The sequence below is a fragment of the Chryseobacterium sp. TQ-BC-N36 genome (genome assembly GCF_058382295.1).
Genome location: NZ_CM178175.1, coordinates 1,383,442 through 1,410,413, shown reverse-complemented (window position 1 = coordinate 1,410,413; position 26,972 = coordinate 1,383,442). Strand labels below are relative to the sequence as shown.

Annotated in this window: 12 protein-coding genes and 1 tRNA gene; 12 read left to right on the top strand and 1 reads right to left on the bottom strand. The window is 36.8% G+C overall.

The window, feature by feature from the left end; all coding sequences use genetic code 11:
- Window position 1 precedes the first annotated feature (1 nt).
- On the bottom strand, window positions 2–2,239 hold the full coding sequence (locus tag AC3FI7_RS06205; RefSeq protein WP_491461660.1) for a CocE/NonD family hydrolase: 2,238 nt from the start codon (window positions 2,237–2,239) through the stop codon (window positions 2–4).
- A gap of 257 nt (window positions 2,240–2,496) precedes the next feature.
- On the opposite strand from AC3FI7_RS06205, the gene AC3FI7_RS06200 reads away from it, so the two are divergent.
- The 12 genes from AC3FI7_RS06200 to AC3FI7_RS06145 all read left to right on the top strand — a co-directional run bounded on the left by AC3FI7_RS06200 (window position 2,497) and on the right by AC3FI7_RS06145 (window position 26,951).
- Window positions 2,497–5,460, top strand: a complete 2,964-nt coding sequence (locus AC3FI7_RS06200; protein ID WP_491461659.1) for a tetratricopeptide repeat protein — start codon at window positions 2,497–2,499, stop codon at window positions 5,458–5,460.
- A gap of 3 nt (window positions 5,461–5,463) precedes the next feature.
- Window positions 5,464–5,955 (top strand): hypothetical protein, encoded by a 492-nt coding sequence (locus tag AC3FI7_RS06195; RefSeq protein ID WP_142722719.1) that lies wholly within the window; start codon window positions 5,464–5,466, stop codon window positions 5,953–5,955.
- A 35-nt stretch (window positions 5,956–5,990) separates the two neighbouring features.
- On the top strand, window positions 5,991–7,754 hold the full coding sequence (locus tag AC3FI7_RS06190; RefSeq protein ID WP_142722720.1) for a TonB-dependent receptor: 1,764 nt from the start codon (window positions 5,991–5,993) through the stop codon (window positions 7,752–7,754).
- Between the two features lie 58 nt (window positions 7,755–7,812).
- A tRNA-Arg gene (locus AC3FI7_RS06185) sits at window positions 7,813–7,884 on the top strand.
- Window positions 7,885–8,047: 163 nt separating this feature from the next.
- Entirely contained in the window at window positions 8,048–8,824 is a 777-nt protein-coding gene (locus AC3FI7_RS06180) for a CPBP family intramembrane glutamic endopeptidase (protein ID WP_491461658.1), read from the top strand.
- A gap of 239 nt (window positions 8,825–9,063) precedes the next feature.
- Window positions 9,064–9,945: an alpha/beta hydrolase family protein gene (locus AC3FI7_RS06175; protein ID WP_172616991.1), complete on the top strand. Its 882-nt coding sequence runs from the start codon at window positions 9,064–9,066 to the stop codon at window positions 9,943–9,945.
- 665 nt (window positions 9,946–10,610) lie between these two features.
- Window positions 10,611–13,127 (top strand): RCC1 domain-containing protein, encoded by a 2,517-nt coding sequence (locus tag AC3FI7_RS06170; RefSeq protein WP_491461657.1) that lies wholly within the window; start codon window positions 10,611–10,613, stop codon window positions 13,125–13,127.
- A gap of 267 nt (window positions 13,128–13,394) precedes the next feature.
- Window positions 13,395–13,631 carry a hypothetical protein gene (locus AC3FI7_RS06165; RefSeq protein ID WP_491461656.1) on the top strand — a complete coding sequence of 79 codons (237 nt, stop codon included), beginning with the start codon at window positions 13,395–13,397 and terminating at the stop codon, window positions 13,629–13,631.
- A gap of 398 nt (window positions 13,632–14,029) precedes the next feature.
- Window positions 14,030–20,884, top strand: coding sequence for a V-type ATP synthase subunit I domain-containing protein (locus AC3FI7_RS06160; RefSeq protein ID WP_491461655.1), 6,855 nt, complete (start codon window positions 14,030–14,032; stop codon window positions 20,882–20,884).
- A gap of 5 nt (window positions 20,885–20,889) precedes the next feature.
- The gene (locus AC3FI7_RS06155; protein WP_491461654.1) at window positions 20,890–25,749 is read left to right on the top strand and encodes a hypothetical protein; all 4,860 of its coding nucleotides are present in this window, start codon (window positions 20,890–20,892) and stop codon (window positions 25,747–25,749) included.
- Between the two features lie 4 nt (window positions 25,750–25,753).
- Complete coding sequence (locus AC3FI7_RS06150) at window positions 25,754–26,332, top strand: hypothetical protein (RefSeq protein WP_491461653.1); 579 nt, start codon at window positions 25,754–25,756, stop codon at window positions 26,330–26,332.
- Window positions 26,333–26,357: 25 nt separating this feature from the next.
- The gene (locus tag AC3FI7_RS06145; RefSeq protein WP_142722727.1) at window positions 26,358–26,951 is read left to right on the top strand and encodes a hypothetical protein; all 594 of its coding nucleotides are present in this window, start codon (window positions 26,358–26,360) and stop codon (window positions 26,949–26,951) included.
- The last annotated feature ends 21 nt before the right edge of the window (window positions 26,952–26,972 follow it).

Sequence of the window (26,972 nt, the reverse complement as noted above, 5' to 3'; positions counted from 1 at the left end):
TTTAGTCTTTATAAACAGGGATTTCCACATAGCTGTCATTATACCATTTTATCTCCAGAGGTTCTCCGGAATCCTTTATTGTTTCATCACTCACATCTTTACCGGACCCATAATTGATCTGCCAGTTAGGATTCTTATTAACCCCCACCAATAAAAGCAATTTGCTTCCTTTCTCTATCTTTCTACTCATGACATACGAATTCTTAATCGGAATCTGTTCCATTTTATAAGGTTCAAGAAGCTGTCGGTTTTCATTGTTCTTTGCATAGCTGGCCCTCACGATATGAGTTGATAGTAAATAAGATTTTCCATCCGGAGAAATCTGGTACAGATAGGTATCCGTATCAAAATCTTTTTTATTGATGGAAACATTGAAAACTCCTGAGAGGTTTCCACTCATGATGATATCCTTATCAAGAATTTCACTTTCGAAAGCGATAGAATTGGTCGTTTTTATACTGTCTTTTTTGCTGACTTTATAATAGGTGTCTTTCTGATTTCTGTTCTTAAAATCAACGGTTTGCTTTGTAAAGCTCTGGCTTTCTGGTTTACTGAATACTGAAGAGGTGTTTTTTTTGTCCTGAAGATAAAACTTCAACGCAGCATTGTGCATTTTGTCGAGATCGGCAACATGTTTCCATGTATTTGTATTCATGACCTGAAAATTGATTCTGTCTTTTAGTATTTCAGGCTTTTTGCCTCCCTTAAGAATATAATCAAACCAGGAAAAAGCAAGATCATCAATACTGATTCTGGCTACCGGATCAATAGGATTTCCATTCACATACGTAAACCCGAAATTTTGTGCCCCTCCATGATTATAAGGACCAATTACCAGATAATGATCAGCATTTTTATTGTACAGATGATGTTGCTTAAAATAATACAGCGCGCCAATCTGATCGTCATCATAATATCCTGTAGTGGTCAGGATCGGAATATTGATTTTAGAAAAATCTTCTTTGTAAGGAACCATTTTCTGCCAGTACTCATCATATCCCGGATGATCCAGCCATCGCTGGAATATTTTGCTGGGTTTCCCGCTTATTTTATCTAACGATCTGAATGATTTCCCGCTTTTGTACCATTTACTAAAAATAGAATCCCATTTTACAGCATTGGTAAAATCTGCCTCATCGGTAAATTTATTGTTGGTTACATACTGAATCCACTGCAGCATATAGCTCATGAAGACATTATTCTGGGCAGGATAATCTATTCCGATTCCTACTGCTACCTGAGGAACAATTGTTTTTAAGGCAGGATGAAGTTTTTTTATCGCAGCCCATTGACTAAAGCCTAAATAACTTCCTCCTACCATTCCCACTGTTCCATTGGACCATGGCTGTTTGCTTACCCAGTCTATCACTTCATAAATATCTTCCGATTCATGCTCAAAGGGATTGTTTATATCATTGCTGTTTCTCTTACCCCTGGTATTGACTACGGCTCCCACATAATTATAGGTAGCAGCTCTCTTTCCAAGGAAATTATCAATGGGACCTGCATAGATATTATTGGTTAAAATAACAGGAAGTGGAGAAGTGTTTTCCTTTTTGCGGACAATAGTGATCGTTAAGGTATTCCCATTGATCTTAAGGTCTTTCGTTTCGGTAATGAATTTTTCCTTGTCTTTTGAAGTCAGCAGCTGCATGACCTGAGGTTTGATGCTGGAGTAGGTTTTATAGCTCAGATAACTTTTACATAAAGCCAGAGCTGTTCTGTAATCGATGCTGTCCTTGCCCTTTTGCTTATCCAGCAGGGTCTTCAACAATTTTCTGGATTCTTTCACATCTCCGTTCAGAGCGAGCTCCAGTCTTGGAATCAAATTTTCCGGAAGACTTTCATATTTCTGATTAAATACTTTCTGTAGGGCATTGGGAAAAGAAATGTTGCTTTCTTTTTGTTCCATCTTTGCAAGACTGTACAGTTCAAATCCAATATATCTGTATCCTCCCATATTATGATCGGCAAACAGATTGCGGTTTTCAGAAAGAGAAGCGAGTGAATTCTTATAATCCTGGGCAACCAGCTGTAAACGGAAAAGATTATCCATAAGATCAACGGTATTTTCGGGTCTGTACTTTGCCGATTGAAGTGGGGGAATCACTTGCTGGGCAAGTCCGGGTATCTGCTTTTCCAATATAACAGAGTCAGTTACGGCGGTCTTTGGGAAATAAAATTTTTGTGCCTGCACCAGGTTGACAAAAACTAATGCTAAAAGTATCTTAAATTTCATGTCTTGGTGTATTTATGGTATGTTTTTCGCTGCTGTTGAAAAAGTATCAGCTCAAAATAGGTTTTTGATAACTGTTTACTAAAATTGTTTATATTTTATCAGACGAAAGTAGTAAATTTTATCATTGAACAGTGAGAAAATTTTCATTGTTATTAAATTGTTATTTATAACCATTAAATCTGCTAAAACTTGCTTAAACAATAAGTTTTTAATATTTTCGTTAACTTATTTAGACTAATTTTCTTATATCAAGAAGAATGAAATCAAAAAAAATACTTTTAGCGGCTGCTGTAATATATTTCGGAATCTCCGATGCTCAACAGTCCCAATATTTTACCCAGAAAGAAAATTACAGGTTCAGCCTAGCCGAAAATCTTTATCAGACCAAAATATACAATGCTTCACAATACGAATATGCAAGACAGTATTTCTACAATCAGAATCTGTCCCGTTCGAAGAAAGAAGCTGCGCAGTTTTTTGATAATGTGATCGGTGTGATTCTTCAGAAAAATCATGCTGAAGAAGGGCTAACAGCGTTCATGAAAGAATATCCGAACTCTGCTTATTTTGCTCAGGCCAATCTTCCCCTGGCAGATTACTATCTGGCAAAAAAAGACTTTGACAAAGCGCTGGAGACCCTTAAGAAAGTGAACCAGTACCAGCTTTCCAAAGAGGAAAATACACAGTATATTCTGAAGCTTGGATATGCAAAATTCATGACAGGTGATTCCAAAGGAGCAACGGATGCTCTGGAAGAAGCATATAAAACAGCAGATCAGTCTCAGAAAGGAGATATTGCTTATATGCTGGGACATTTATATTACAGCAACAGGCAAAATGACAAAGCCTTCCAGTATTTTGATTCGATAAAAGATCAGGATAAGTTCTCAAAACTGGTACGTCCTTATTATGTACAGATGTATTACAATGATAAGAACTACGATCAGGCGATTACAGAAGGAAATGCGCTATTGAACGAAAATATTTCAGATTCTTATAAAGCAGAAGTCCACAAGATCATAGGGGAGAGTTATTTCATGAAGAATGATTATAATTCTGCTTATCCCCATTTAAAAAATTATCTGAGTGTGCAGCAGAATCCATCTGAAAATGATTTGTATGAGATGGGATTTGTGGCAGCACAGCTGAAAAAATATGATGAGGCGGTTTCCTATTATAACCAGCTTCTGAACAGTAATTCTGCTTTGGCACAGAATGCTTACTATCAGTTAGGAAATGCTTATCTGGCAGTAGATAAAAAACAGGAAGCACTTTCTGCATTCCGTTCTTCTTACCAGATGGATTATGATGCGAAAGTGAAAAAGCTGGCTCACGAGCAGTATGCTAAACTAAGTTACGATATCGGGAACCCGTTTGAAAGCCCTTCTGCGGTTATTCAGAGTTATATCAACGAAAATCAGAATGGGGCCAATGCCACAGAAATGAGGTCATTATTGGTAAAATCATATCTTTATTCAGGAAACTATAAAGAAACTCTTAACGCTATTGACCGATTGCAGAGTTCGACTCCTGAAATCAACAAAGTAGATCAGGAAGTTTCTTATTTACTGGGGACTGAGGAGTTCAATAAAGGAAATTATGATGAAGCGGAGAAGTATTTCTTAAGAAGTCTCGGTTTCAATATCAATAAAGAATTCAACAGCAGAGCTTTGTACTGGCTGGCACAGGTATATTACCAGAAAGGGAATTATCCATCTGCGATTGTTCGTTATGAAAAGCTTCTCAACGAAAATTTCCCTGAAAAGCAGCAGCTGCCATATGATTTGGGATATGCCTATTTTAAATCCAAAAAATTTGACCAGGCTGCTACTTATTTCAAACAATATCTTACCAATCCGAAACCAGAGTTTAAAAATGATGCAGAACTTCGTCTTGCAGATATTCATTATGCCAATAATGACCTGAACGAAGCGATTGCTATTTATGACAAGAATGAAGATGCTACAGATTATACTTTGTATCAAAAAGCAATGGCTTTAGGATTTAAAGGGGATACTCAGGCCAAGATCAACAATCTTAAAAATCTATTATCGAAATATCCGGATTCCGAATATTATGATGATGCCCAATATGAAATAGGAACGGCTTATGCGGCTCAGGATGACTTTGCCAATTCCAATGATTATTTCGGAAAAGTAATCAAAGGGTCTTCTGACAAAGATCTGATTGCGAACGCTTCTATCTACAGAGCACAAAACTACATCGATCAGAATCAGAATGATAAAGCGCTTTCTGAACTGAAATCTTTGGGTGATCAGTATAAAAATACGGCATATGCCCAGAAGATTGTTCAGGCTGCGAAACCGATCTTTACGAAAAACGGAGATGTTTCCGGATATGAAACATTTGCCCAAAATATTGGGGTGAATGTAGATACCGCTGAAATTGACGAAATCAACTTGTCTACCGGAAAACAATATTTCTCCAAGAAAGATTATAAGAACGCCATTTCTTATTATGAAAAGTATCTGACACAAAATCCGACGGGTGAAGGATTGTACCAGGCGAAGTATGAATTGGGCGAAAGTTATTATCAAACCAATAATTCAACTAAAGCTTTACTTGTGCTTCAGGAAGTGTCTGGAATTCAGAACGATTATCAGGATGATGCGCAAACTCGTTTAGCTCAAATCTTTATTGCACAAGGGAATACAGCAGAAGCGAAAAAGTACCTTGAAGGCATTAAAAACTCTTCCAATATCAGCATTAAAAATTATGCAAATGTTGAATTGATGAAACTGTATGCTGAAGAAAATAACTTCTCTGAAGCGGAAAAACTAGCCAATGCAGTAATCGCCAATTCTAAAAACTCAGCAGCCGTTATTGAAACTGCCAAAGTGATTAAGGCGAGAAGTCTTATGAATTCAGGAAAAGATAAAGATGCACAGTCTGCCTATACTTCTCTTGAAAAATCATCCAACACTTCTGTAGCTGCGGAAGCTTTGTATGCAAAAGCATACTATCAGAACAAAGGGAAAGCGTTCAAGTCTTCTAATGAGACAATCTTTAAGCTTGCCAATAACTATGCATCAGAAGAATTTTGGGGAGCAAAAGCATTGGTACTGATGGCGAAAAACTATATCGGCCTGAAAGATAATTACCAGGCAAGTTATACCTGTGATCAGATCATTGCAAACTATAAGGACTTCCCTGAAATTGTTGCAGAAGCAAAAGAGGTTAAAAAACAGATTAAGAAATAGTTCATGAAGGTTTTTAAAATTGCTGTTTATTCTTTCTTAGTTTCGGCTTCACTATGGAGCTGCATTCCATCGTACAGTGCATATCCAAAAGAGTATAACCGTGCAAAAGCTGACTTTCCTAAACAAAAGGCTTTTGTAGTGAATAAAGACCTTAAGAGAGAGTTTGAGATTTTAAAACATTCTGATATTTATGAAATCGTAGAAGACAGTACCCATGCAGCTAAAATCACACTGCATCCGATGCTGACCCGTACACCTCCTTGTGGAAATCCTATGATAGGAAGTATGCTTACAGTGGGGTTGTTGCCTTCAGGATTTCCATATGATATTTCTTACAGTTATGATGTAGCTGAGAACAGTACAACGAAAAATTATCAATACAAATTACAAGTTTATCAAAGCCTTTGGCTGTTTAATATATTCAGACTGGGGAGAACTTTTTCAAAACAGTCAGGGAAAGCTTTATTAGGCAGTTATATTGCTTCCAATAAATAAAAGCCCGTTATATATTTTTTTCAAATAAAGAAAATATGAACAAGAAAATTCAATTATTATCCATATTATTTTTAGGGGTTTCGTCGGTGGCGTTTTCCCAGATCAAGGAGGAAAAGCTGGTTCTTAACAAAAAGAGAGAACCGGAAGTGAAGAAGATCGAGAAGAAGAAAACTTCTGTGGAGACAATTAAAAATTATCCGCCGGAAGAGAAATCGCAGACTCCTGTGAAGTATACCATCACAGATGTTCCTGCTGTTTCAGATTTTAAAACTTCAACGATTCAGGGAGAGGACGTAGCACCGAAATTTGACGGGACCGCTCAGAATAACTACTTCCAGTTCGGAATGGGGAACTACGGGAAAGTCTTAGTAGATGGAAATGTTTCCAAAACCCTTGAGAATAAGCTAGAAGTAGGAGCAGATGTTCATGTTCTTTCTACGAATGGTCTTAAAAAAGATTACGACTGGAAATCCGGACAGACCTCAGCCAATATCGGAGCTTTCTTAAATTCTTACGGCGAAAAGGGTAAATTCAATCTTAATGCTGAATATGGTCTGGACAGCTATAATTACTACGGAATCTACGCGATGCAGCCAACCGGTGAACTTGATCTGAAACAAAAAGTAAATCAGTTTAAAGTAAACGGGTACTATGATTTTTATTCCAACGAAATCCTAAATGATGTAAGGGTAAAATCATCTTTCCTGAAAGATCATTTTGATGCACAGGAAAACCAGGTTTCCATTCTGGCTAATTTCTCCAAACATGCTGTTGAATTAGGAAAATCAGGGATCAACCTGAATGCTGATCTGGGAGTAGGTGTAGACGCTGTAAAGACAGATTTTGCGATCAGAGATAAAAACTCTGCCAACTTTTTTAATACCAGTCTTACTCCGAAAGTGACTTTCAGAAAAGGGGATTCTTATTTGATGTTAGGATCTTCATTCTCCTTCCTGAATGCTAAGAATTCCAATGATCAGATGGCACAGCAAAAGAACAATAAAACCTATTGGTTCCCGCAGGCTGAGTTCCAGTTTGCAGCGGCTAATGAATTTAAATTCTATGGAGGGGTAGATGGTGGTCTGAAACTGAACACTTATGGAGACATGCTACAAACCAATCCATTCATCCTTTCTGACCAGTTTTTAAAGCCTACAGAGACGAAATATCATTTTTATGTAGGGTTGAGAGGTGATATTGATGAAACGCTGAAATATGACTTCTCTGCCGGCTATGGTAAGATGAGAGATATTATGTTCTTTAAAGCCAATGACCTTTTTGACAACAGCTCTGTTAACCGTTCTGCATATAATTTTGCGAATACATTCTCTGCGGTATATGATGATGGAAATGTAAGTGATATCAAAGGAAGTGTACAGTATTTCCCATTGGCAAATCTTATTTTAGACGGAGAATTGAGATTTACGAAGTACAATTTGAAGACTTTTGATAATATTTATAACGTTCCATTGTTCAATGCGAGCATCGGAGCAAAATATACCATGCTTGACAAGAAGCTACTGTTAGGGTTCAAAGGAATATTTGCAAGTGACAGAACGACAAACTCTTATGCGATTGAAGCAGTGGGAGCTCCCAACGTGATTTTGCAGTCTACGGAGAACACAAATGATAAAGTTGGGGGGTATGCTGATTTAAATCTTTCTGCAGAGTATAAAATTCACAAAAATTTCAGTATTTTCGCACTCGGAAATAATCTTCTTAGCTCAAAATACCAGACGTACAAAGGCTACAAAGTCTTAGGTGCACAGATTCTGGGAGGAGTGAAAATTACTTTCTAAAGGGTGAATGATAGGTAATCAGGTATCTCATTACTTATCATTCATCACTGATGAATAAGGCTGCATAGTTTAATGGATAGAACTTCGGATTTCGGCTCCGACAGTGAGGGTTCGAATCCTTCTGCGGTCACTCGGACGGACGAAACATTTTTTTTATGTTTTGTCCGTCTTTTTTTTTTGAAATTTATTGGAATTATTAACCCAGAGGTAAACACAGTGGTTTTATGTAATTATTTGTACTTCAATATTTTATAGGATTTATGTAATTTTAAAGCAATATAAAATTTCACAAAATGAAGAGTACATTGATCTATTTTAAGGTTATCCTATTTTATCTTTGCAGTATGGCATTGTTTGCTACTTCAAATGCAATTTTCCATAGCAGTAAGTTCCCGGAACTATTTTCACTGATATTTGCCGTATTCTTAACGAGTGGATTAATTTATATATTCATAAGTTGGGACAAAATTTCACTGATGCAAATAGGTCTTGGCTATCAAAAAAACTGGTTTTCACGATTTGCCACAGGGCTCTGTATCGGAGCTGTGATGGTAGGTGTTATGGCTTTGATTATTACATTTTTAACCCCTGTAATTTTTGAAAGATCACCCACGTTTAGGTGGAGTCAATGTGCTTTATATATTCCGCTTTTTCTTTTTGTGGCTCTTAGAGAAGAGCTTGTTTTCAGAACATATATATTATGGAGACTGAAGGATAAAATAGGTCCAATATTAAGTTTGATTTGTGTTACAGTCATATTCATTGCGGAGCATATGATGGCGGGTCTATCTTTAAAAAATTCTTTGATCGGATCAGGATTGGGTGCATTGCTTTTCGGAATTGCTACCTTGAGAACAGGAAATATAGCATTGTCTGCAGGTCTGCATTTTGCATGGAATTCAATGCATTGGATGTTTGGTTTTAAAGATAATACAGGATTATGTATTGAAATAGTACCTAAAGGCAGCGAAAGTTCAGGCGAAATTGTTGCCTATATTGCGTATAGTGCTGTGATGCTTCTGGGGATTATCGCTGTTATCTTATTATTTAGACCTCAGAAAAATGGCTGATACCTCAACAGAGAAAGTAATAAAAGTTTATAATTCTGATTTGCCTTTAACCATAATGGATGTTTTACTAAAAATGATGGTTAAGCAGTGATTTAAGACCAATTTGAGTCATGTAATAGAAACAGGTTTTTAGCTGTTTATAGTATATAACTTATAATTGTATGAAAAGGATTATTCATTTACTATTACTATTTTTTATCTTTTCTAATTTACCCGCGCAAACTAAAAGCGTGAACCAGATGTCCGAAAAATATATTGATACTTCAAGAGGGGACCGTATTCTGCTTACGGAGATCTGGTATCCAAAAGAGGTATCTGGCTTTTCTAAGACGACGGGTATCCAAAAATATCCATTGGTATTATTGTCTCATGGTACCGGAGGAAATAGATTCAGTTTAATCTGGTTAGCAAAAATGTTGGCAAGTGAAGGTTTTATTGTAGCGTCGGTAGATCATTTTGGAAATACAACAGACAATAAGATCCCTGAATATTTTGTCAGATATTGGGAACGTCCACTGGATATTTCATTTGTGATCGATAAGCTCCTGAAAGAACCGGCGTTTTCTTCAATAATAGATCATCGTAAATTGGCTGTAGTAGGCTTCTCTCTTGGAGGGTATACATCGTTGGCTTTAGCCGGGGCTGGATTAGACTGCTCTCTGCTGAAAATAGCATCCAAAAGTAAACAAGGAAAAAAAGAACTTACTGTTCCTGAAATGGGTGATCTCAGAGGACTCATAGATAAGATTGACTGTCAACAGGTGCCCGGTCATCTAAAAGATAAGAGAATCAAGGCGTTTGTTGCGCTTTCACCGGCTATGGGTTTAGGTTTTTCTTCCAGGGAACAGTTTACCGTAAATTCTCCGATCCTTATTATAGGGGCTGAGGCTGATACTATTGCTCCGATAAAAAGCAATGCTTTAAAATATCAACGGTTTATTCCTTCCTCTGAGATTCATATACTTAAAGGGAATATCGGACATTATATTTTTCTACCGAAAATCAAAAAATACGAAGCTGCTGAGGCTGTCTTTTTTGAAGACCCGTCAGGCGTTGACAGAACAATAGTACATCAGGAAGTTGGTGCAATGATAAAAGATTTTCTGAACAGAAGCTTATAAATATTTGACACATTGATGTGGTTGCAGACGAAATTTATTAGACTCTATACTATTTTCCACTAAACTCTTGGAAGCTATTGCTGAATCTACAAAGTGTCTGGATTGTGCCGGATTTATTACAATATCAGGATTCAGGAGCTTAATAACCCTATACAATATCCGGATGTTATTTTGTCTCAAAAGCTATGATGGCAATAACTATCATCAAATTTGTATGCTTAAAGGTTTACATCAATAATTGGGAAGCATAATATCCGTCTGTTTATTTTCCCCAAAATTCTGATACAGATTTTTGCTTTGAAAAAATGTGGTATTTCATAATTTTCAAATTAATTATTTGAAAATCCGTAAGAAAGGTATATTTTTGCACGATGGAGCATGAAATCACACATAATTTTTATGTTGCTTCACTAAAACTAATTTACCATGAAAAAACAACCCTGGATTATTTTATTATTCCATCAAACCTAATTGTTTCCAACAATTAAAACATCCCAAAAAAATCTTCAGAAATACAGACTGTATCTATTGATATAGTATTTATTTCTGAAGCAGAATTTCTTACGGAGTTGACAAACCCTTTAAATATAGCGGAACCGAAAAGCTAAACGAGTAGGAAGAATATTATAAACTTAAACATGAGGAAAATTATTTTATTAAAAACCATGAAAAAACTTTATTTTTTACTATTAATTTTTATTTCATTTTCTGTATTTGCGCAAACGTACAGTTATACAACGTACAATACCTCAAATTCAGCAATAGGAAGCAATTATATTGCTGACATTAAAACAGATGCCAATGGATTATTGTGGCTGGCTACGTACAACGGTGTTTCTACCTCTAACGGGAATACCTTTACCAACTATAATACCACTAATTCTGGTATTGCATCCAATGCAATTTTAAAAATTGAAATCGATGGCCAGAACAGAAAATGGATGGCGTCTCAATTTAATGGGATTATTTTATACAACGGTACAAGTTGGACGAATTATACAACTTCCAATTCGGGACTTCCCAGTAATGAGATCATTGATATAGCGGTTGACGGACAGAATAATCTTTGGGCTGTAACCCCTGCAGGTCTTACAAAATTCAACGGTACTACCTGGACGACTTATAATTCAGTATCAAATTTAAATTCAGTAGCCACTGACAGTAGTAATGGGGTCTGGGTTACAAACGGGGGCGTGTTATACAAATTTAATGGTATTGATTTTAATTTTGTAGCTCAGGGAACTCAAAAGATATTGAGAATTGCAAACAATACCATTTATGTAAAAGGTTCTGATAGTCTGATTACTTTAACAACAAGTGGAACTAACGTTACTTTTATTTATCAAAGTAATTCCTGTCTGGCAGGATACAATCCCAATGCTTTAGATGTTGACAGTAACAGTAAAGTATGGATCGGATTTAATGGTGCAGGATTACAGAATTTCACGAATTGTACCACCTATACTAAAACAAATACAAATTCAGGTTTGCCTGACGACTATTTTAGTGCTGTCAAAACACAGTCTTCAGGAACGATCTGGTTGGGAACATTACAGCTTGGTTTGGTAAAAATGACGCCAAGTACAGCGGTTTGTAATCCTCCAACGCAGATGTACACTTCTAATATCTCTTCTACATCAGCTACGCTTAACTGGCTGCCTTCAACATCGGCACCTAACGGAGGATATTATTATGTGTACAGCACCAGTCCTACAATGACAGGTTCAGCTACTGCCAGTTCTTCTACAACTGCGAATATTGCCAATCTATTGCCCAACACAACTTACTATTGGTGGGTTACTGCTAATTGCGTTACCAGCCAAAGTACATGGGTGCCTGGAGGAGCTTTTACTACGCTTCCTAATCAAACCGGCTGTTGGAAAACTGTAAGCGCAGGTATTTTTCATTCATTGGGAATAAAAACGGATGGAACGCTTTGGGCCTGGGGTAAAAATAACGATAATCAGCTGGGGGATGGAACTAATATTAACAGAAATAACCCGGTTCAGATAGGGACAGCAACTGATTGGAAAAAAGTTTTTGCAAGTGAGAAATACAGTGTTGCTATCAAAACAGACGGAAGCCTTTGGGCCTGGGGAAATAACCTGTTCGGGTATTTAGGAGACGGAACTACCACTAACAGAACGATTCCTACAAAAATAGGGACAGCTACTGACTGGGAAGATATTGCAGTTGGTGAAGGTCATAATTTAGGCCTGAAATCAAACGGAAGCCTTTGGGCCTGGGGAATGAATTTAGACGGAGAACTGGGAGACGGGACCAATACCAATAAACTTATACCTACGCAAATAGGCACAGCGACCAATTGGAAAAGTATTGCAGCGGGTAGTTCCTATTCAATGGCGATAAAGACAGATGGGACATTATGGGCCTGGGGTTATAACGGTCATGGACAGCTGGGTGACGGCACCTTAACTAACCGCCTTTTACCTAAACAGATAGGAACCAGCACCGATTGGGCAGACATAGCCACCGGAAATGCACATACTTTGGGGAGAAAAACAAATGGTCTCCTTTATACATGGGGATATAACGGATCCGGACAGCTAGCTGATGGAACTACCTATAGCAGTTCAACACCTTATTTAGCCGCTGATGGAATTCAAAAAGTTATTGCAGGAAGTTATAATACCATAGCCATAACAACATCTGGAACTGTGATTGCCTGCGGAAATAATAACACCGGGTCGTTTGGAAATAATACTTCTACAAGCGCTTCAAATTGGGTAAGCCTAGGAAACAATACTCATATGATCATTTCTACGGGAGGGTGGCATACTTTATCGGTAAATAGTGATGGTATCTTAAGAGCAACTGGAGCTAATAATTACGGGCAAATTGGTGATGGTAACAATATTGAAAAATATACATTTACCCAGCTTGTTTGTCCGGTAAGCAATTTAGCGGTTGAAGAAACTTCAATAGCAACTGATCATCTAAAAGTTTTCCCAAATCCGGTACAGGATTATCTCAATGTTTCATTTGATAAAAATATCCTGTCAGTAGAGGTTTACAATGCAGCTGGACAACAGGTTCTTGTTAAACCGATCAATAATAATAAAGGAACAGCTGATTTTTCTGCTTTAACATCAGGAGTGTATATGGTAAAAGTAAAAGCTGCCAGTAATATTGTAAAAACGGTAAAAGTAATTAAACGATAAGTGTTTATTGGTAATGTACTCATAAACTGAACGATTACGGTCAAATGAAGCTCCTTTTTAGGAGCTTCTTTCGTATATATTATCCCCAAATTGTTGCTACTTATTGTAAATTTTCAAAATTATTAAAAGTCTCTGCTATAGTATTAAAATAAATCTAATAATGCTTTATCTCTGTTTATTGCTTGTTATTATTTTTATTTTAACTAAAAGAATACATTTTTCTTAGAATAATCAAAAGAAATGATTAATTTTAAGAAAACTTATATCATGAAAACTGGAATCATTGTCAAAGATCCGGGGGATGATGGTATGGAAAATGTGGGTGGCTCCGATGTAAATCATATGGCTTCTGCCTTGGGAGACCTTCAAAGCAGCTTCAATTCTGAAGTCAGTATTTCTTTTGCTGATCTGCATCAACAATTAATATTTCGGTTTTATCCTTTCTGGAAAGCTGAACGATCCTTTTCACATAAAGTCAGGCCCAGTCAACATTCAAAAGACTGAAACTGCAGATTACCATATCTGTACTGGTCAAAAAATCAAAACCGCGACGGTATCTTTAAATCATCTGAAAGACTCGTCTCTTCAGCCTATATCCTCTTTATTGTAAGTAATAGTACCCAAAAGGGTAATTGACATGACAATATATAATTACAAAATTTGTGATAAGGATAAGCTGTGTTGTTTAATCTATACAGATATCATTCAAAAAATAAAAACCATCAAATGCATAATACCATGAAATTTAAATTTATAAAGAAATTCCCCCGGTAATTATTTAAAACAATATTTACAGTGATTGATTTTATAACTGATTTTCCAGAAATCAGTATCAGCGATGGTCTTATAGCTAAAATAACGACCTGTATTTACGCATAGTTTTTCATCTAGAAATTTTAGATATGGATACAAATATTCTCAGTGAATTTAATTTAAAGCCTCTTTTTGTTTTCAAATTAAATACAGAACCTCAATATTTTGGGGCTTTTGCAGGACAGAAAGACAAAGATAAGGAGTTCCCCAAAACCTTGACCTGGGATATTCCAAAAGGAACGGAATGGTCGGAGACTTCACTTTGGATACTCCCGCTTACCCGCTCAAACGGTCTTTACAGTTTGGATTTCAATAGCAAATTTCAATTTAAAGAAAAAAAAACAGTAAAAATTCAGAACTGTGAAATTGGAATTTTTAACCAGTCTTCAGATTTAGAAAATTGGGCTGATTATAAAAATTTGAAACAGACAGAAATTAATTTTGATTTGAATTTTGAGAGCAGACAATTTTCTGTTTCAAAAGAAGCTGTTCCTTTTACGATAACTCAAGATAATCAGGAAATATCTGGTTGGTTTTTTGGAACAAGCACTATTGATATCCGGGAAACACTCTTGAAATTTGAGGGGCTGGAATGTGATATTGTCGATAGTCCGGGCCGTAAAAATGATTTCCATATATGGTGTGGGATGAGGGTAACGTCTGGAAAAATCTTTCTTTCCATTAATAATTCTGACCAGGACGATGAAACACCAGGAAATGATTGCCCTTTGGTTTGGAGCCATAAAGGATTTTTGGATGATACAATTTTTTCCACCTATAAAAATGAAAATGAGCGTAATGGTACTTTTAAACTTGAAAATGGAGAACTTGGTTTAGGATATAAAGGGAAAAACAGATTTTTATCAAAAGCTCTGGCTTATATAGATTATAATGCAATCGTAAAGCCTGATAAGTTCTATTCATGGTTTATACAGGAAAATAAAAATCTTTTCCCGTTTTTTAAAATCGTAAAGAAGGATGAAATTACAAAAACACTCGACCGTTTTATAAAAAGGGGAGGCAATAATTTGTTGTATTTTTTCCAGATTAACCGGTTTTCCGCAGGACAGAATGTAAAGTCAATACTAACCTGGATTGCCGGAGGGCTGGAAGTTTTAGAAGTAAACAAATGTATTGGAAATGTTGCTGCGGCAAGAGTACAGGTAGATAAAGCAGGTGTGGAAAGTATCAGCCCTACATTTAAAAATCTGGAATTTGATAATCTGAAGCAGATCGTATTGGAACATTCGATTACAAATATGCAGGTTTCTTTTGTTGGAGCAGCAATATTTGCTAATCCACCGGTAAGTGTAGCAAAAATTACACAGCTTGAGTTTGATTCAAAAAATAAAAAACTGGAAATCCATTTATCCAATATCAGGAAAAATGATTTTGAAAGGCAGCAACTCTTTTCCGGGAAACCTCAGATAATCATTAATAATCTGACTTTCAGTACAGACAAAATAGGTAGAGAAAGTGATAATGGTACTCTATTCGGATTCAAAATCTTTACAAGCAAAGATGTCCTTTCAGGAATCAAAGGGGGATTGAACGATGGTACATTTGCCTTTGGTTTGGAGGAGCGAGGCAAAATTGAGACGAAATTTTACTTCTCCCTTCAGTTGCAGAAAGCTCAGAAACCTCTATATATCTGGGAGTATTATCAGAAAATTGAAGACGGTGATACTATTGTTCCCTGCTATACAATCGAAGATTTCAAGCTTCCTGTGAATTCTGTAACTCCTTTATCTACAGATATTTCAGGTCAGGAACGGTTTATTGTGGATGACGACAGAATTTCTATTGCCAGTACCGGAGCTCTCCGCCCTGAGCAACCCCTTATTATTCCGATATCTAAAAAGGATAAGCAAAAATATTGGCTTTCTTTCAGTGAAAATATTAACGTAGGTCAGGACTTCTTTTTCGCAACTGAACTACTTAGTAGCCCGGAAGATAAAGGAGACCAGTCGGTATTAGATATTGTGGTAGTTGGCAACGAACCGCAGACAGCTGTAAAAGTACAAACCCCTTTTGGGACCAGTCCAAAGTATGACAACGGAAAATGGGTAATAGCGCGTAAAAACAGTCTTTCAGCAGATAGCAATGTCTGGGAGATCCTCAACGAAAAAGCCAATGATGAAGGAATCACTTTAACATTCCCTCCTCAGGTGATAGGAGAAGCTTTTCGGAAAACTAATAAAGGTGAGCTTTTCCATGAAGAACCTGATGGTGAAAAGTTGGTGGATTTTAAATTCAGTCCACCTGCTGTTATTAATATTGCCAATGAACAGCTCAACCGGCAAATGGTAACCGCCCCCTGGAATCTAAGAAATCTTTTCGGAACCTACGGAGATTCAAATCCGGGATTGAGACTGCTGACAGCCCAGTTTGAACTGCTTTATGGCATGAGTGCTCATTTTGAGAATAGAGATGCTTTCATTGCCGAACTCGAAAATAAGCTGGGGCAAATGGTAAAAGCACCGAGAGGAGCAATCACCTGGGAGCACAATGGCCCACAGTCTGAGGCTTTTAAAGGAGCCTACGCCGTTTTTTTCCAGATTCTTAAACTCTATGTTTCCCGACTGGCTATTTATGAAGTGTCCGCTTCCAAAGACAAGTTTCAGCCTGCTAAATTTAATTCCGGGGTTAATTATTTCTTTAGAATTGATGAAAATAAATGGGTGGAAGAGCACCAGAGAGATAGAAAATTGATGAATGGTAAAGGAGCTAAACTACGCTTTCCCTTTAAGAACACACCAGAGTATCTGAAGGATATTAAAGATAAGTACCATAAAGATGATGCTGTTGAGGAAGGTAAGCCCGTTAATCCCTTATCCGGAGGGTTCCATTGGGGATTCGAGTCCAAAGCGGTGTATTATGAATTAATGACTCAGGGATTGCAGAAAGGTTCATCCTCGGGCGAAATAGAAAATCTTGCCTTTTCTTCTTTGGGAGGCTATGGAAAACAGGTAGCCCGCTTTGCGAATGATAAAACCATCATTAAATCTACCACCAGCATGGGAAGAACCCATTTCTATGCAGTAGAACGTATCGGAAGAATTGGGGTGTTCTGGAACAAAGCCAAACACGTTATTGAGTATGAAAGAACTGTAGTGCCTTCCGAACAGTTTGAAGGTACAGGAAATGAAGGCAGGATTATTGTAAGAAAAGTAAGAGAATTCATTGAAATTTTAGAACCCGAAAGAAAATATCCTGAATTTGGAGGCGAAAGCTATGCGGCGGGTTCAGTAATGGGAACTCATTTCAAATCTATTAAAATACCTGTTAACTCAACCTGGGGAAGGGATCTTACCCATACAATTGGTAATGAAGAAAAACCATTTGGCTGGGAAGTTCCTCTCTGGAATAAAGATGCGAAATCTTCGGTGTATCCTTTTCCACAGATCATGCTGAGTGTAATGGCAGCTAAGGAATCAGGACAGGCAGAGGTTTTGTGCAATATCGAGAACCCTGAAAACATATATTTCTACACTGATGTAAGAGAACATGTGGAGGAAAAAGAAATTACGGCTGAAACCAACGACTGGCCAAGCATTGCCGGGGTAGACTTTACTTTCCAGCCTTTTACCAATATTTATGTACAGGCACCACCCTGTCTGGATTATAACGATCCCAAACTGGTCAATGCCCCTTTACCATCGCCTGTCGAAGTACTTCCGGGTTTTGAAAGATTTACGTTTAAGGTATTACCGTCCGACATGCCTGTTTCTGCGAATGGAGCCTACAATGATAAATCTACGATCTCGGCCAAGCTGCGTACAGTGACCATGCAGAGAAAAACAATCGCGGCAGCAGAAAAAAGTATAGAAGACCGGTATAAGGCTGACAAATTTCTGGAAGAAAGCAATAAAATTCTTGTAAAAAATTTCAATGGGTACAAAGGACTTTTATTGGCTGGAAGACAGCAAGATATCAATAATTTAAAAAATCACTTAAAATCAGGAGTCAAAGAACATATTATATCCTTTTTCCAAAAGAATGAGACCAATATTGATATGGTATCTAAAATTCTGGAACAGGCTAAAGCAGCTCCTGCTTTGAGATATCTGAGCCAGTATACTGCATCAGATGGCAGAAAATATAGTGATTTTTACAGTGATATCAGCACTAAAGATACTGGAACATCGGAGGATATTCTGTGGGAGCTATCCACTATTATGCTTTGGAACCAGCTGGTCAGTATGCTGGAAGCGACAATCAGTACTGTTGATAAACATTATACCCTTATGTTTGATACTCTGAAAACAGAGCTGCATAAGTATATTGACGAGTTTAAAGATGATGATTTAAAGGGAAAAGTAAAAAAAGAAGTTGAAGAGCTTAAAAGCAAAATCATTTCTGCCGAAAAATTCATCGACCTGCATCTTGGGTTTATGGAAAAGTTTTTTACTGACGAAAACAAAGGGGTTAATGATAACTTGAACGCCTTTGAACAGGAACTTGACAAGATCGCTGTCCAAATCAATCAATCTATTATTGAGATCGAAGACGATGTGAAAGATCTGTCAGATACATTGAGTATTCCGGAACTTAAAACCAAGGCTAAAGAAATATCTGCATCGAAGATCAATGAGCTGTTGAAATTAGTTGAAAATCAGATTGATGCTTTAAGTATTCATCAGAAAGTAAAAGAAGAAGCAAAAAGAAAGCTTAAGGGATATACTGATGTCAGTCTGATAAAACTTATTAAGGATAAAGTAGAGGAAATTCCGGACACCTCTCCTGTGGATGAATTGAAAGACAGTATTATTGCTGTCCTGAATGGATTGAAAAGCCATATAAACAATGAAATTGATCAGGTAAAAAAGCTTCCGGAAGAACTGCAGAAAGAATTAGCGGTTATAGAGTCTGAAATAAAAGGGATTAAAGAAGATATAGAGGATAGTATAAAGCAATTAAAAACTGGAATAGATGGCTGGATTGGAGATCAGAGCAAGGGTTTAATTCAAATTTTGGATAGTTTAGAAAATGACAAGGTTAAAATTAAAGAGGCCTGTGATGTTAATTTTTTCAACAAAAAGGATGAGATTATTCAGATCCTTTCCAAAGGCTTGATTGATTTATTAATCAACAAATACAAAGAAACAGATCTTACTTATCCACCCGTTGCTCATGTGTTTAACAAGGTTGATGCATGGATGAAAGACATCATTGCCGATTTTAATGCACTGCTTCATAAAATAAATTCGAATCTCAGCAACGACCTGTCAAATATTCAAAGTGTCGTTGATAAGTACCTTGATCCCGCTCTTGATTTATACAATGAATACAAAGCCATTGAAGATGCTATCGGATCTGGTGACAAAGATAAACTCATCAAAGAAGCCAATAAACTTTCGCAGGCCATCAATCAGGATTTTGGCCATGCAGCTGGGAAAGTAACAGAAGCTTATTATCAGCTTGAAAATGTGCAGAACAGTGTCGGAGATCTCGGCAAGGAACTTCAGAATACCCTTTTCAATTACCGTTCCGTGATGGAGGATATCAAAGCGGTAGACCTTGGAATTAACCGTAAAACGGTAGAGCTGATCTACAATTTTAAAGAATCCTATGCGCCAAAACTTCTGATGACTCCCGTGATGGGAAAACTGGAAAAACTGAATGATAGTTTAAGTGCGGTCGGGGTTAATATTCCTTATGGAGCGTTGGAAGAAAAATTTATCGCGCCTATGAAAGAATGGGGCAGCAGTTTTGCCAAATCGTTTTCAAATCAGTTTCCGATGTCCAATTTACTTAAAGATATCGGTGGTTTTAAATTTGATAACCTGCTGCCCTTCCTGAAAGGTGACGATGCCTTTTTCAAAGCCGTAAAAGTAGAGAGCAAAGTGGATGAAAAAGCAATGAAAGCCTGGGTAAAAGCAGATCTGGATTATACATTTACTGATGATAATACCTTGATGAGCATCGGTCCGCTGAAAGTGCGGATGCTTCGGAATGCCAAAATAGAAGCCCATGCCTATGAATCTATAGATATTGACAGGCATCGGAAGAGTGATAGTTTTGGCACCCTTAAATCTACCTTTGAAATTTCACTTTCAGGAGCGCCATTAATGCTGTTTAAAGAAACTGTAGTAAGCTTTAAAAACGGGAAATATGATTTTGATCTTGATCCAAGCCGTATGGAAATGCCCGGATTATTAAAATTACTGACAGATGCTTCCAAGAATATTCCTGCTTCAGATCCTTCTGCAGCCGGGGAAGAGAAGAAGTCACCTTTCAAAATGCAGATACTGAAATACGCTGTACCGAATACAAAATTAGAAATTCCTATGGGAGTAGAAGCAACATTAGATTTGCCTCCTTTATCAGTAGGAGGTGGTCCTACCGCTATTTCCAATCTTACGTTTGGAGGACATTTTCGACTGAAAGCATTAAATACAGACGTTACACCTGCCAAATTAGATTTTAATATGGGGCTTGGTTTCTACCTGGGTAAAAGAGATCTGCCTTTTAATTTCACGGCTTTTATCCTGGGAGGCGGAGGTTTTATTGATTGCAGCTTCAGCTATCATCCGTCAGTAAGTAAAAAGCCTGTTGTAACTTTTATCATGAGTGTTCACGGTAGCGCCGCATTAACAATTGCTGCAGGATGGATTACCGGAAGTATCATGGTACTGGCAGGAATAGAGGTGGAATATTATTCAGACAAGGGCAGTACAAGAATAGAAATGTTTGTCGCCATCATCGGAGTAGTAGATATTCTGGGTTTAATTTCAGTCTATCTTAGCCTGCGTTTATCCATCAATTACCAGAGCGATGCCGTTGGAACGGTATTATATGGAGTAGGAAGGGTAAAAGTGAAGATCAGGATTTGCCGGTTCGTTACCATCTCAGTCAGTAAAGACTACACAATGGTTCTTAAGGGTAAATCAGAAAGTGTGAAAAATGAAAATTCCCAAAAAATTGCAACCTCTTTAAACTAATCACTATGAGTAATACTATAACACTTCAATTGAGCTATGATTCTTCTTTTATAGATTTTGTGGTACATAAAAATCATTCTGATGATCCGGATAAAATAACGTCTGTTGATGTAAAGCTTTCACTTTTGTCCAGTGGAAATTCATACAGTATTAATCAGGATATTAATGCTGGTAATTTTGTTACTTTAAGAAATTATTTACTTCCATGGAAATGGATAGGAACAGACAACCCACCTACCCATATTAGAATCTATAAAATAACCAATGGTAAAATTCCTAAGCCCTTAGAATGGATTGATGTTAAAATTGAAGACCCACAGGCCGTCGATTCCACAGACTGCAGTATGATCCAAAATTATTTTGAAAAAAGTCTTGTAAGCCAATTACGGACACCGGACCATATCAAGTTGACGATTAATAAAGAAGAGGCGGAAATAATAAATGTTGATGAAAATTATACTGTAAACACAGTAGAAAATAAGTCTCAGGCTATCATTGCCCAAATGGCACAAAAACTGACTCCTTTTAATGAAAAACTTAGCTTTTTATTTTTGATAAGTCGAGAATTGAGTACAGAAAATGAATTAAGGTTTTTTACTCCTTCAGAAGATAAAAAAATAAGTTTTCTTTGTTTTCCCGTGACGCCTGCAAATGATAATTCAATTTGGTATCCAAAACCGGATTTCTTGGGTGAGAACAATGGTAATTATTGGATTGAATACAATATACCAGAGCTTTTAAATAGAAACCATATCTCGTGCTGCGCATTTACCAAAGCTACTGATTATCCTAAGTCCGATTATCCTCCACTGCCACAGCCTACTTTTGATGCAGAGCCTGTAATCCCTGTTAATGATACTGTTATTTTAAGAAGAGATGGTAAGTTCAACGGTAAAGTAAAAATCGAAGTGGAACAGGATAATGACTGGAAAATAGGGTTTACTGATGTTCTTGCAGCTCTTTTGGATATCAGAGACTTTATTTTTTGTGGAACTCCGGAAAATAAAAAGTTTAAGGTTCCTATTGACTTTGTCCGTGAAATTAATGTCGTTAAATCCTATCTTCTCTCACCTTTTATTCATCTTTCAGACTGTTTCCCTGCAATCCAAAAAAAGTATCTGGATTTTGAAATAGCAAATGGAAATGGTAGTCAGGATAAGATAGCAGATACTATCAAACTCGTAAATGAGACGTTTAAAGATTTTTATGAAAAAGAAGACAGTTATATAAAAAAAGAAACCGAGAAAGAAAAACTTTTAAGCTCAATCCTGAATTTGATTCCCTATTCATTAGAAATAAATGAGGGATTTGGCAGCCAGGAAGAAATTGAATCTTATAAACTGTATAATAAACTGGCTGATGAAAAGGTGGTACAGACTTTAATTTCTATACTGCTGCAGTTTGACTATAAAATGGATTTGTTGCCAATAAAAGGAAAAGAAGAATATTATTCGTTGGGTACTGATGGATCAGAAATCTGGATCAATAAAATAAAAGAGGAGGGAAAAGATATACCAGGGCCTATGAAGAAAGTGAAACTTCTCAATATTTACTCTCTCAATATATACCAGGATTTTTTCCGGTTTTTACTTGATAATGCTTCTACAGATGATGATATTCCTTTATTGAAATATCTGATAAATGATTTAAAAGATTTTTCTCCTGATACAATACTACAGCAGATTCCTCTTTTAATAAATGCTGTTTATAATAGTAAAAATGAGTCTCCTTTCTCTCCAATTAAAAATGTAAGGTCATATGATATCAAGTTTAATACAATTGTTGAAGACGTCCTGATCAATTACCTGAAAGATGAAATAACCAGATTGACAGCCGAGCCTAAAACGCCATCAACAGAGCAGCTTCCCATCCGTATCCAAATCGGAAAACCTAATCAGCTTGCTCCTAAAAAAGATGAAGAGTCTGATGATCTGGCCGATGAACTCAGTGGCTATGTTTTGCTAAGTACCCGCAGCCAGGCTGTGAATGACAGCAGTAAATATAAAAGCTGGAAATATCATAACTGGGGCAAAGCAAAACTGAGTACAGGAGATGATAAACTTACAACGCCTTTTCTTGTGCCCAGCTATCTGCCGGAACAGAACGATGTACAGCAGCTATTCCTGGAGATCAGTAATGAAAGTGCTTCACTGGTAGCCAATCTGGAAGGCTTAGGTAAAGATGATTTTATTGCAGAAGGTAGTGAAAAGAATAAAGCGCCTACTATTGATTTTTTCTTGCCTGATAATAATAATAGCAATAATCCTTACGCGTTGCGCTATGGCTATTACTACAATTTTGCTGCATTTGCCGTGATGAATTCCGGGGTTTTGCCGGAACCTTTAAGAGAAGGTGATGTTCTGAATCAATTTAAAAAAGATATTACTGGCGATATCAGTGAGTTTACAAAAACATTCCATTTTTTGCGCACAAAAGCAGTAAGCCCGCCATCTGTTATTATAAAAGATCCTGATGATAAAACAACCCATTATCCTAAGGATTATCCCAAAGAACTGAACCCGCTTTATCACGAACTGTTTGGAGTCAATGAAGATAAAATTACTAAAGATAGTACAGGAGATAAAAAGCGTACAGATCTTAAAGCACCTATTATTTTGGGTGAAAAATTTAACAAAGAATTTTCGATAAAAATAAAAAAACCAAGAACTGATTTTTGGGACTGCTATTCTTTTGACTGGAAGGAATTTAATGGAAATAATATAAATGCCAATAAATACAAAATCAAAGATGAATCTAAAAATATCGAAGAGTTTTTAGATCCCAGTGTTGCTGATAGTATCTGGATGAAGGTTGAGGTATTAAATAGTCTGAATTCATCAGATGCGGCAAATCTTATTCAGCCCCAGACTATTGAATACAATAGCAATCACGAAATACAGCTTAACATCAAATGGGGAGAAAATGATTCTTTTATAAACAATACCCTTACCCTTTCTCAGGGGAAAATTTATAAAATCTCTTTTTTCAATTTAATTGATGAAAAATATTTTGGAAAAGATGGTGAAAATCCTACACGTGAATGCAGGTTTGATTTGAAAAGAAATTTCATACCAGATAGAGAGGAACAGGAAAGAGACGGATTGGTAATGATTGCTGAAAATAAAGGGACCGGTGATGAGCGGAGTATTAATTGTTACAAAGTTTCCGGCGAGCACCTCATTTTTGAAACTGCCTACCAAAATACATACAGTGATGACCCAAACAAAAATCTTTGGAAAGCTCTGGATTTCAATGAGGAGTTAGTTTCGGAAGCTGTGCAAATGTCTGATTCTGTAAAGCTTATACTCAACAGCGGCAGATATAAAAGTTACAGCAGAATAAAGGTGCAGCATCAGAAACTGGACTGGCAGGGAAGACAGCCTAATATTAACTTTGCAGAGCTTGGGACAATTATTAATCCTGATCCTGACAAAAGAATGCCAGATGATACCCTTACTATAACAAAGGCAATGGAATTAGATGCTTGGTGGAATTCAGAGCGGCCGCACGACACCTCCGTAATATCCTATGCTAAAATTCTAGCTTCAAGAGAAGGTAAGGATAATATACTGCATGAATATAAAAATATATTGGATAATCATGCCATGCTTCTGAAATACGCGGTCACGTTGTATAACAGATACGAATCTTTGGGAGGACCTTATGATAAGGACATTATCACAAGTAAAATAAAATTGGACAACGAAGAGAGGGCTGATAAAAAAGGTACTTTCTATCCATGGAAATTCTATCTTAAAAAATCCAGAAGGGAGGAACAGCTTCCTGCTCCGTCCGTCCGTTTCTACATTCCGCTTACAGGCTCTATCAAAGAAGCAAACGAGACCTCATTACTCAATATAGCAGATGTAATGTTGGTCATGGATGATGTCTGGTACAGAGAGGCAGGGCTTGCGCAGAAATTTACACTGGGTATAAAAAACACGGCGTATAAGATAACATCAGAATCAGGAGATCTTCTTGAACTTAAACAGTATCCGGAAGCCGGATTTGATGTAACGTTAAGTGAAGCCGCAACAAAACCTCATAAGGTGAGCCGGAAAGAAGAAGATGCTTCAGCCATTATAACAGATGATATAGAGGATTTTATTTTGGTAGATGATCAATATATAACAGGTCCTTTGGGTTTTACTTTCGATTTTGTGGCCACCAATCCAAAGGTGAATTCCACTTCCTTCGTGATTTCAGGAAATGGCCTGGCTTCCTACATCAGGAATGATTATAAAGATAAAAATGATCCGTTTTATCCGATGTTTAAGCTGGCTGTACGCAGTGAAATATCACCTGCTCTCCATACAATGAATGAAGAACCCGGCCTTAAGCCGGAAGAAAAAGAAAAATGGATCAGGAAAATGACCAGCAAATGGAGTGGTGCCCAATGGGTACAGTTCCTGAAAGCAGTAGACTCTTTTGTTCCGGACCAATGGAGAAGTGATGTCCGGAAAAATGGTTTCGTAAATATTAGCAAACCACCTAGGCTGGAAGATTTTAATTTATTTGGAACTACATTTCTGCAATATCATAACTGGTACATTATCTTGTCTACTATTGAAAGTAATATCGGAGGTTTACCTGTTGAAAGATATTATGATACCTATAGAATTGCTCAGGATAATCCGGTTTCAGTACATGAAAATAAAGAAATGAAACATTTTCCGGAAGGGTATGCCAGAATAATGGTTGTTAGGAAATCAAATGATTTCGAGAATGGGGTAAAAAGAGATAATATCTGGGATGAATTGTTTGGTAAAAAGGAAAATGATGATGAAAAATCAAAAATTAAAAATGATAATATATTGGCTATGCCAATTATTACTGAGAGAATACCTGTGAAATTTAAATCATAAAATTATGAGTGCTAAAGAAGAAATTATTAAAAATCTGACTGTACTGGCTGATAATAGCTGTACCAGTAAACTGAATTTTATCTACTACGATATTATTCACGAGTGCAAAATAGAATTTCCGGCAAGTTCATGGGAAAAAGCCCGGCTGGCAGGATATACTTTTGATCAGGTCCTTGAAAATACAAAGGATGGTACATTCAATTTGTTGCTATGGATCTTAAGGTTTGATTTTAATGAAAATGATCATACTATTTTTATTAAGGAAATTATTTTATCCAGCCTGTGGAGACCTTCTACAGGGGGCACTTCCCCGCATGAAGATGGGAGAGGACTTGATATTATGGCTATACAACCTAATATTGGAAAAGAGATTGTATGCAGTACTGTTACAAAAAGTGAGCCTGGGTATTTTGTAAAGCTGCGCACAAATGCTTTGAGCCAGGGGCTGATCACTCAATTTTTTTCACCCTGGACCATGTATTATTACAATAAGGAAGGTCAACTTATTGAAGAGCCTAATCGAGGGATCACAGATAATGAAAAGATTCATTTAAATCATGTCCATTTTACGATTTCAAAATAAATACTAACCATCAAAACTAATACCGATGAAATCATTAACTTTTTTTCTGTCGCTGATCGCTATGTTTATATCAGCTGATCTTTTTGGACAGGGAACTTCCGGAACACCAGCTCCCAAACCTGTACCAACATCTGCAATACCTCTAACCCCGATATCAGATGTTGAAAAATGGGTTGCCATTTCTCCTGTTTTACTCTTTCTGTTAATTATATGCATTGTTTTTTTAAAACTGAAAAAAGACAAGGTATCTCTGAAAGACTTGCTTTTGGATAAAGATGCCAATGTACAGATGCAAGAACAGCAAACAGAAAAGCTTAAAGCTTTTGCAAAAGCAGATTTTGTAAATCAGAAGGCATTAATGGACGCAGCTGCTGAAGTTAATAATACCGTTGATCCAACTACAGAGCAGAAGCCTAATACAAGTGTAAGTCGTTTTTTAGCTTTTATAAGTGGTTTAGTCTCTGTGGGGCTGGCCTGTGTTCTTACCACTTTTGCCATGTGGAACCACTTTGATACTAATGAATTTCCAAAATTAAATGAACTGTTAGGAGTTTTACTTTCATTGGGAATCGGGGTGATACCATATGCATTTAATAAGATCAGTACAGCAGTTAAATAACAGAATCAATATTTAATTTAA

Excerpts from the sequence above, each read along its gene's own strand:
- AC3FI7_RS06200 (WP_491461659.1), top strand. The coding sequence starts at position 2,497 with ATGAAATCAAAAAAAATACTTTTAGCGGCTGCTGTAATATATTTCGGA.
- AC3FI7_RS06190 (WP_142722720.1), top strand. The coding sequence starts at position 5,991 with ATGAACAAGAAAATTCAATTATTATCCATATTATTTTTAGGGGTTTCG.
- AC3FI7_RS06170 (WP_491461657.1), top strand. The coding sequence starts at position 10,611 with ATGAAAAAACTTTATTTTTTACTATTAATTTTTATTTCATTTTCTGTA.
- AC3FI7_RS06155 (WP_491461654.1), top strand. The coding sequence starts at position 20,890 with ATGAGTAATACTATAACACTTCAATTGAGCTATGATTCTTCTTTTATA.
- AC3FI7_RS06145 (WP_142722727.1), top strand. The coding sequence starts at position 26,358 with ATGAAATCATTAACTTTTTTTCTGTCGCTGATCGCTATGTTTATATCA.
- AC3FI7_RS06180 (WP_491461658.1), top strand. The coding sequence starts at position 8,048 with ATGAAGAGTACATTGATCTATTTTAAGGTTATCCTATTTTATCTTTGC.
- AC3FI7_RS06205 (WP_491461660.1), bottom strand. The coding sequence starts at position 2,239 with ATGAAATTTAAGATACTTTTAGCATTAGTTTTTGTCAACCTGGTGCAG.
- AC3FI7_RS06160 (WP_491461655.1), top strand. The coding sequence starts at position 14,030 with ATGGATACAAATATTCTCAGTGAATTTAATTTAAAGCCTCTTTTTGTT.
- AC3FI7_RS06195 (WP_142722719.1), top strand. The coding sequence starts at position 5,464 with ATGAAGGTTTTTAAAATTGCTGTTTATTCTTTCTTAGTTTCGGCTTCA.
- AC3FI7_RS06175 (WP_172616991.1), top strand. The coding sequence starts at position 9,064 with ATGTCCGAAAAATATATTGATACTTCAAGAGGGGACCGTATTCTGCTT.
- AC3FI7_RS06150 (WP_491461653.1), top strand. The coding sequence starts at position 25,754 with ATGAGTGCTAAAGAAGAAATTATTAAAAATCTGACTGTACTGGCTGAT.
- AC3FI7_RS06165 (WP_491461656.1), top strand. The coding sequence starts at position 13,395 with ATGAAAACTGGAATCATTGTCAAAGATCCGGGGGATGATGGTATGGAA.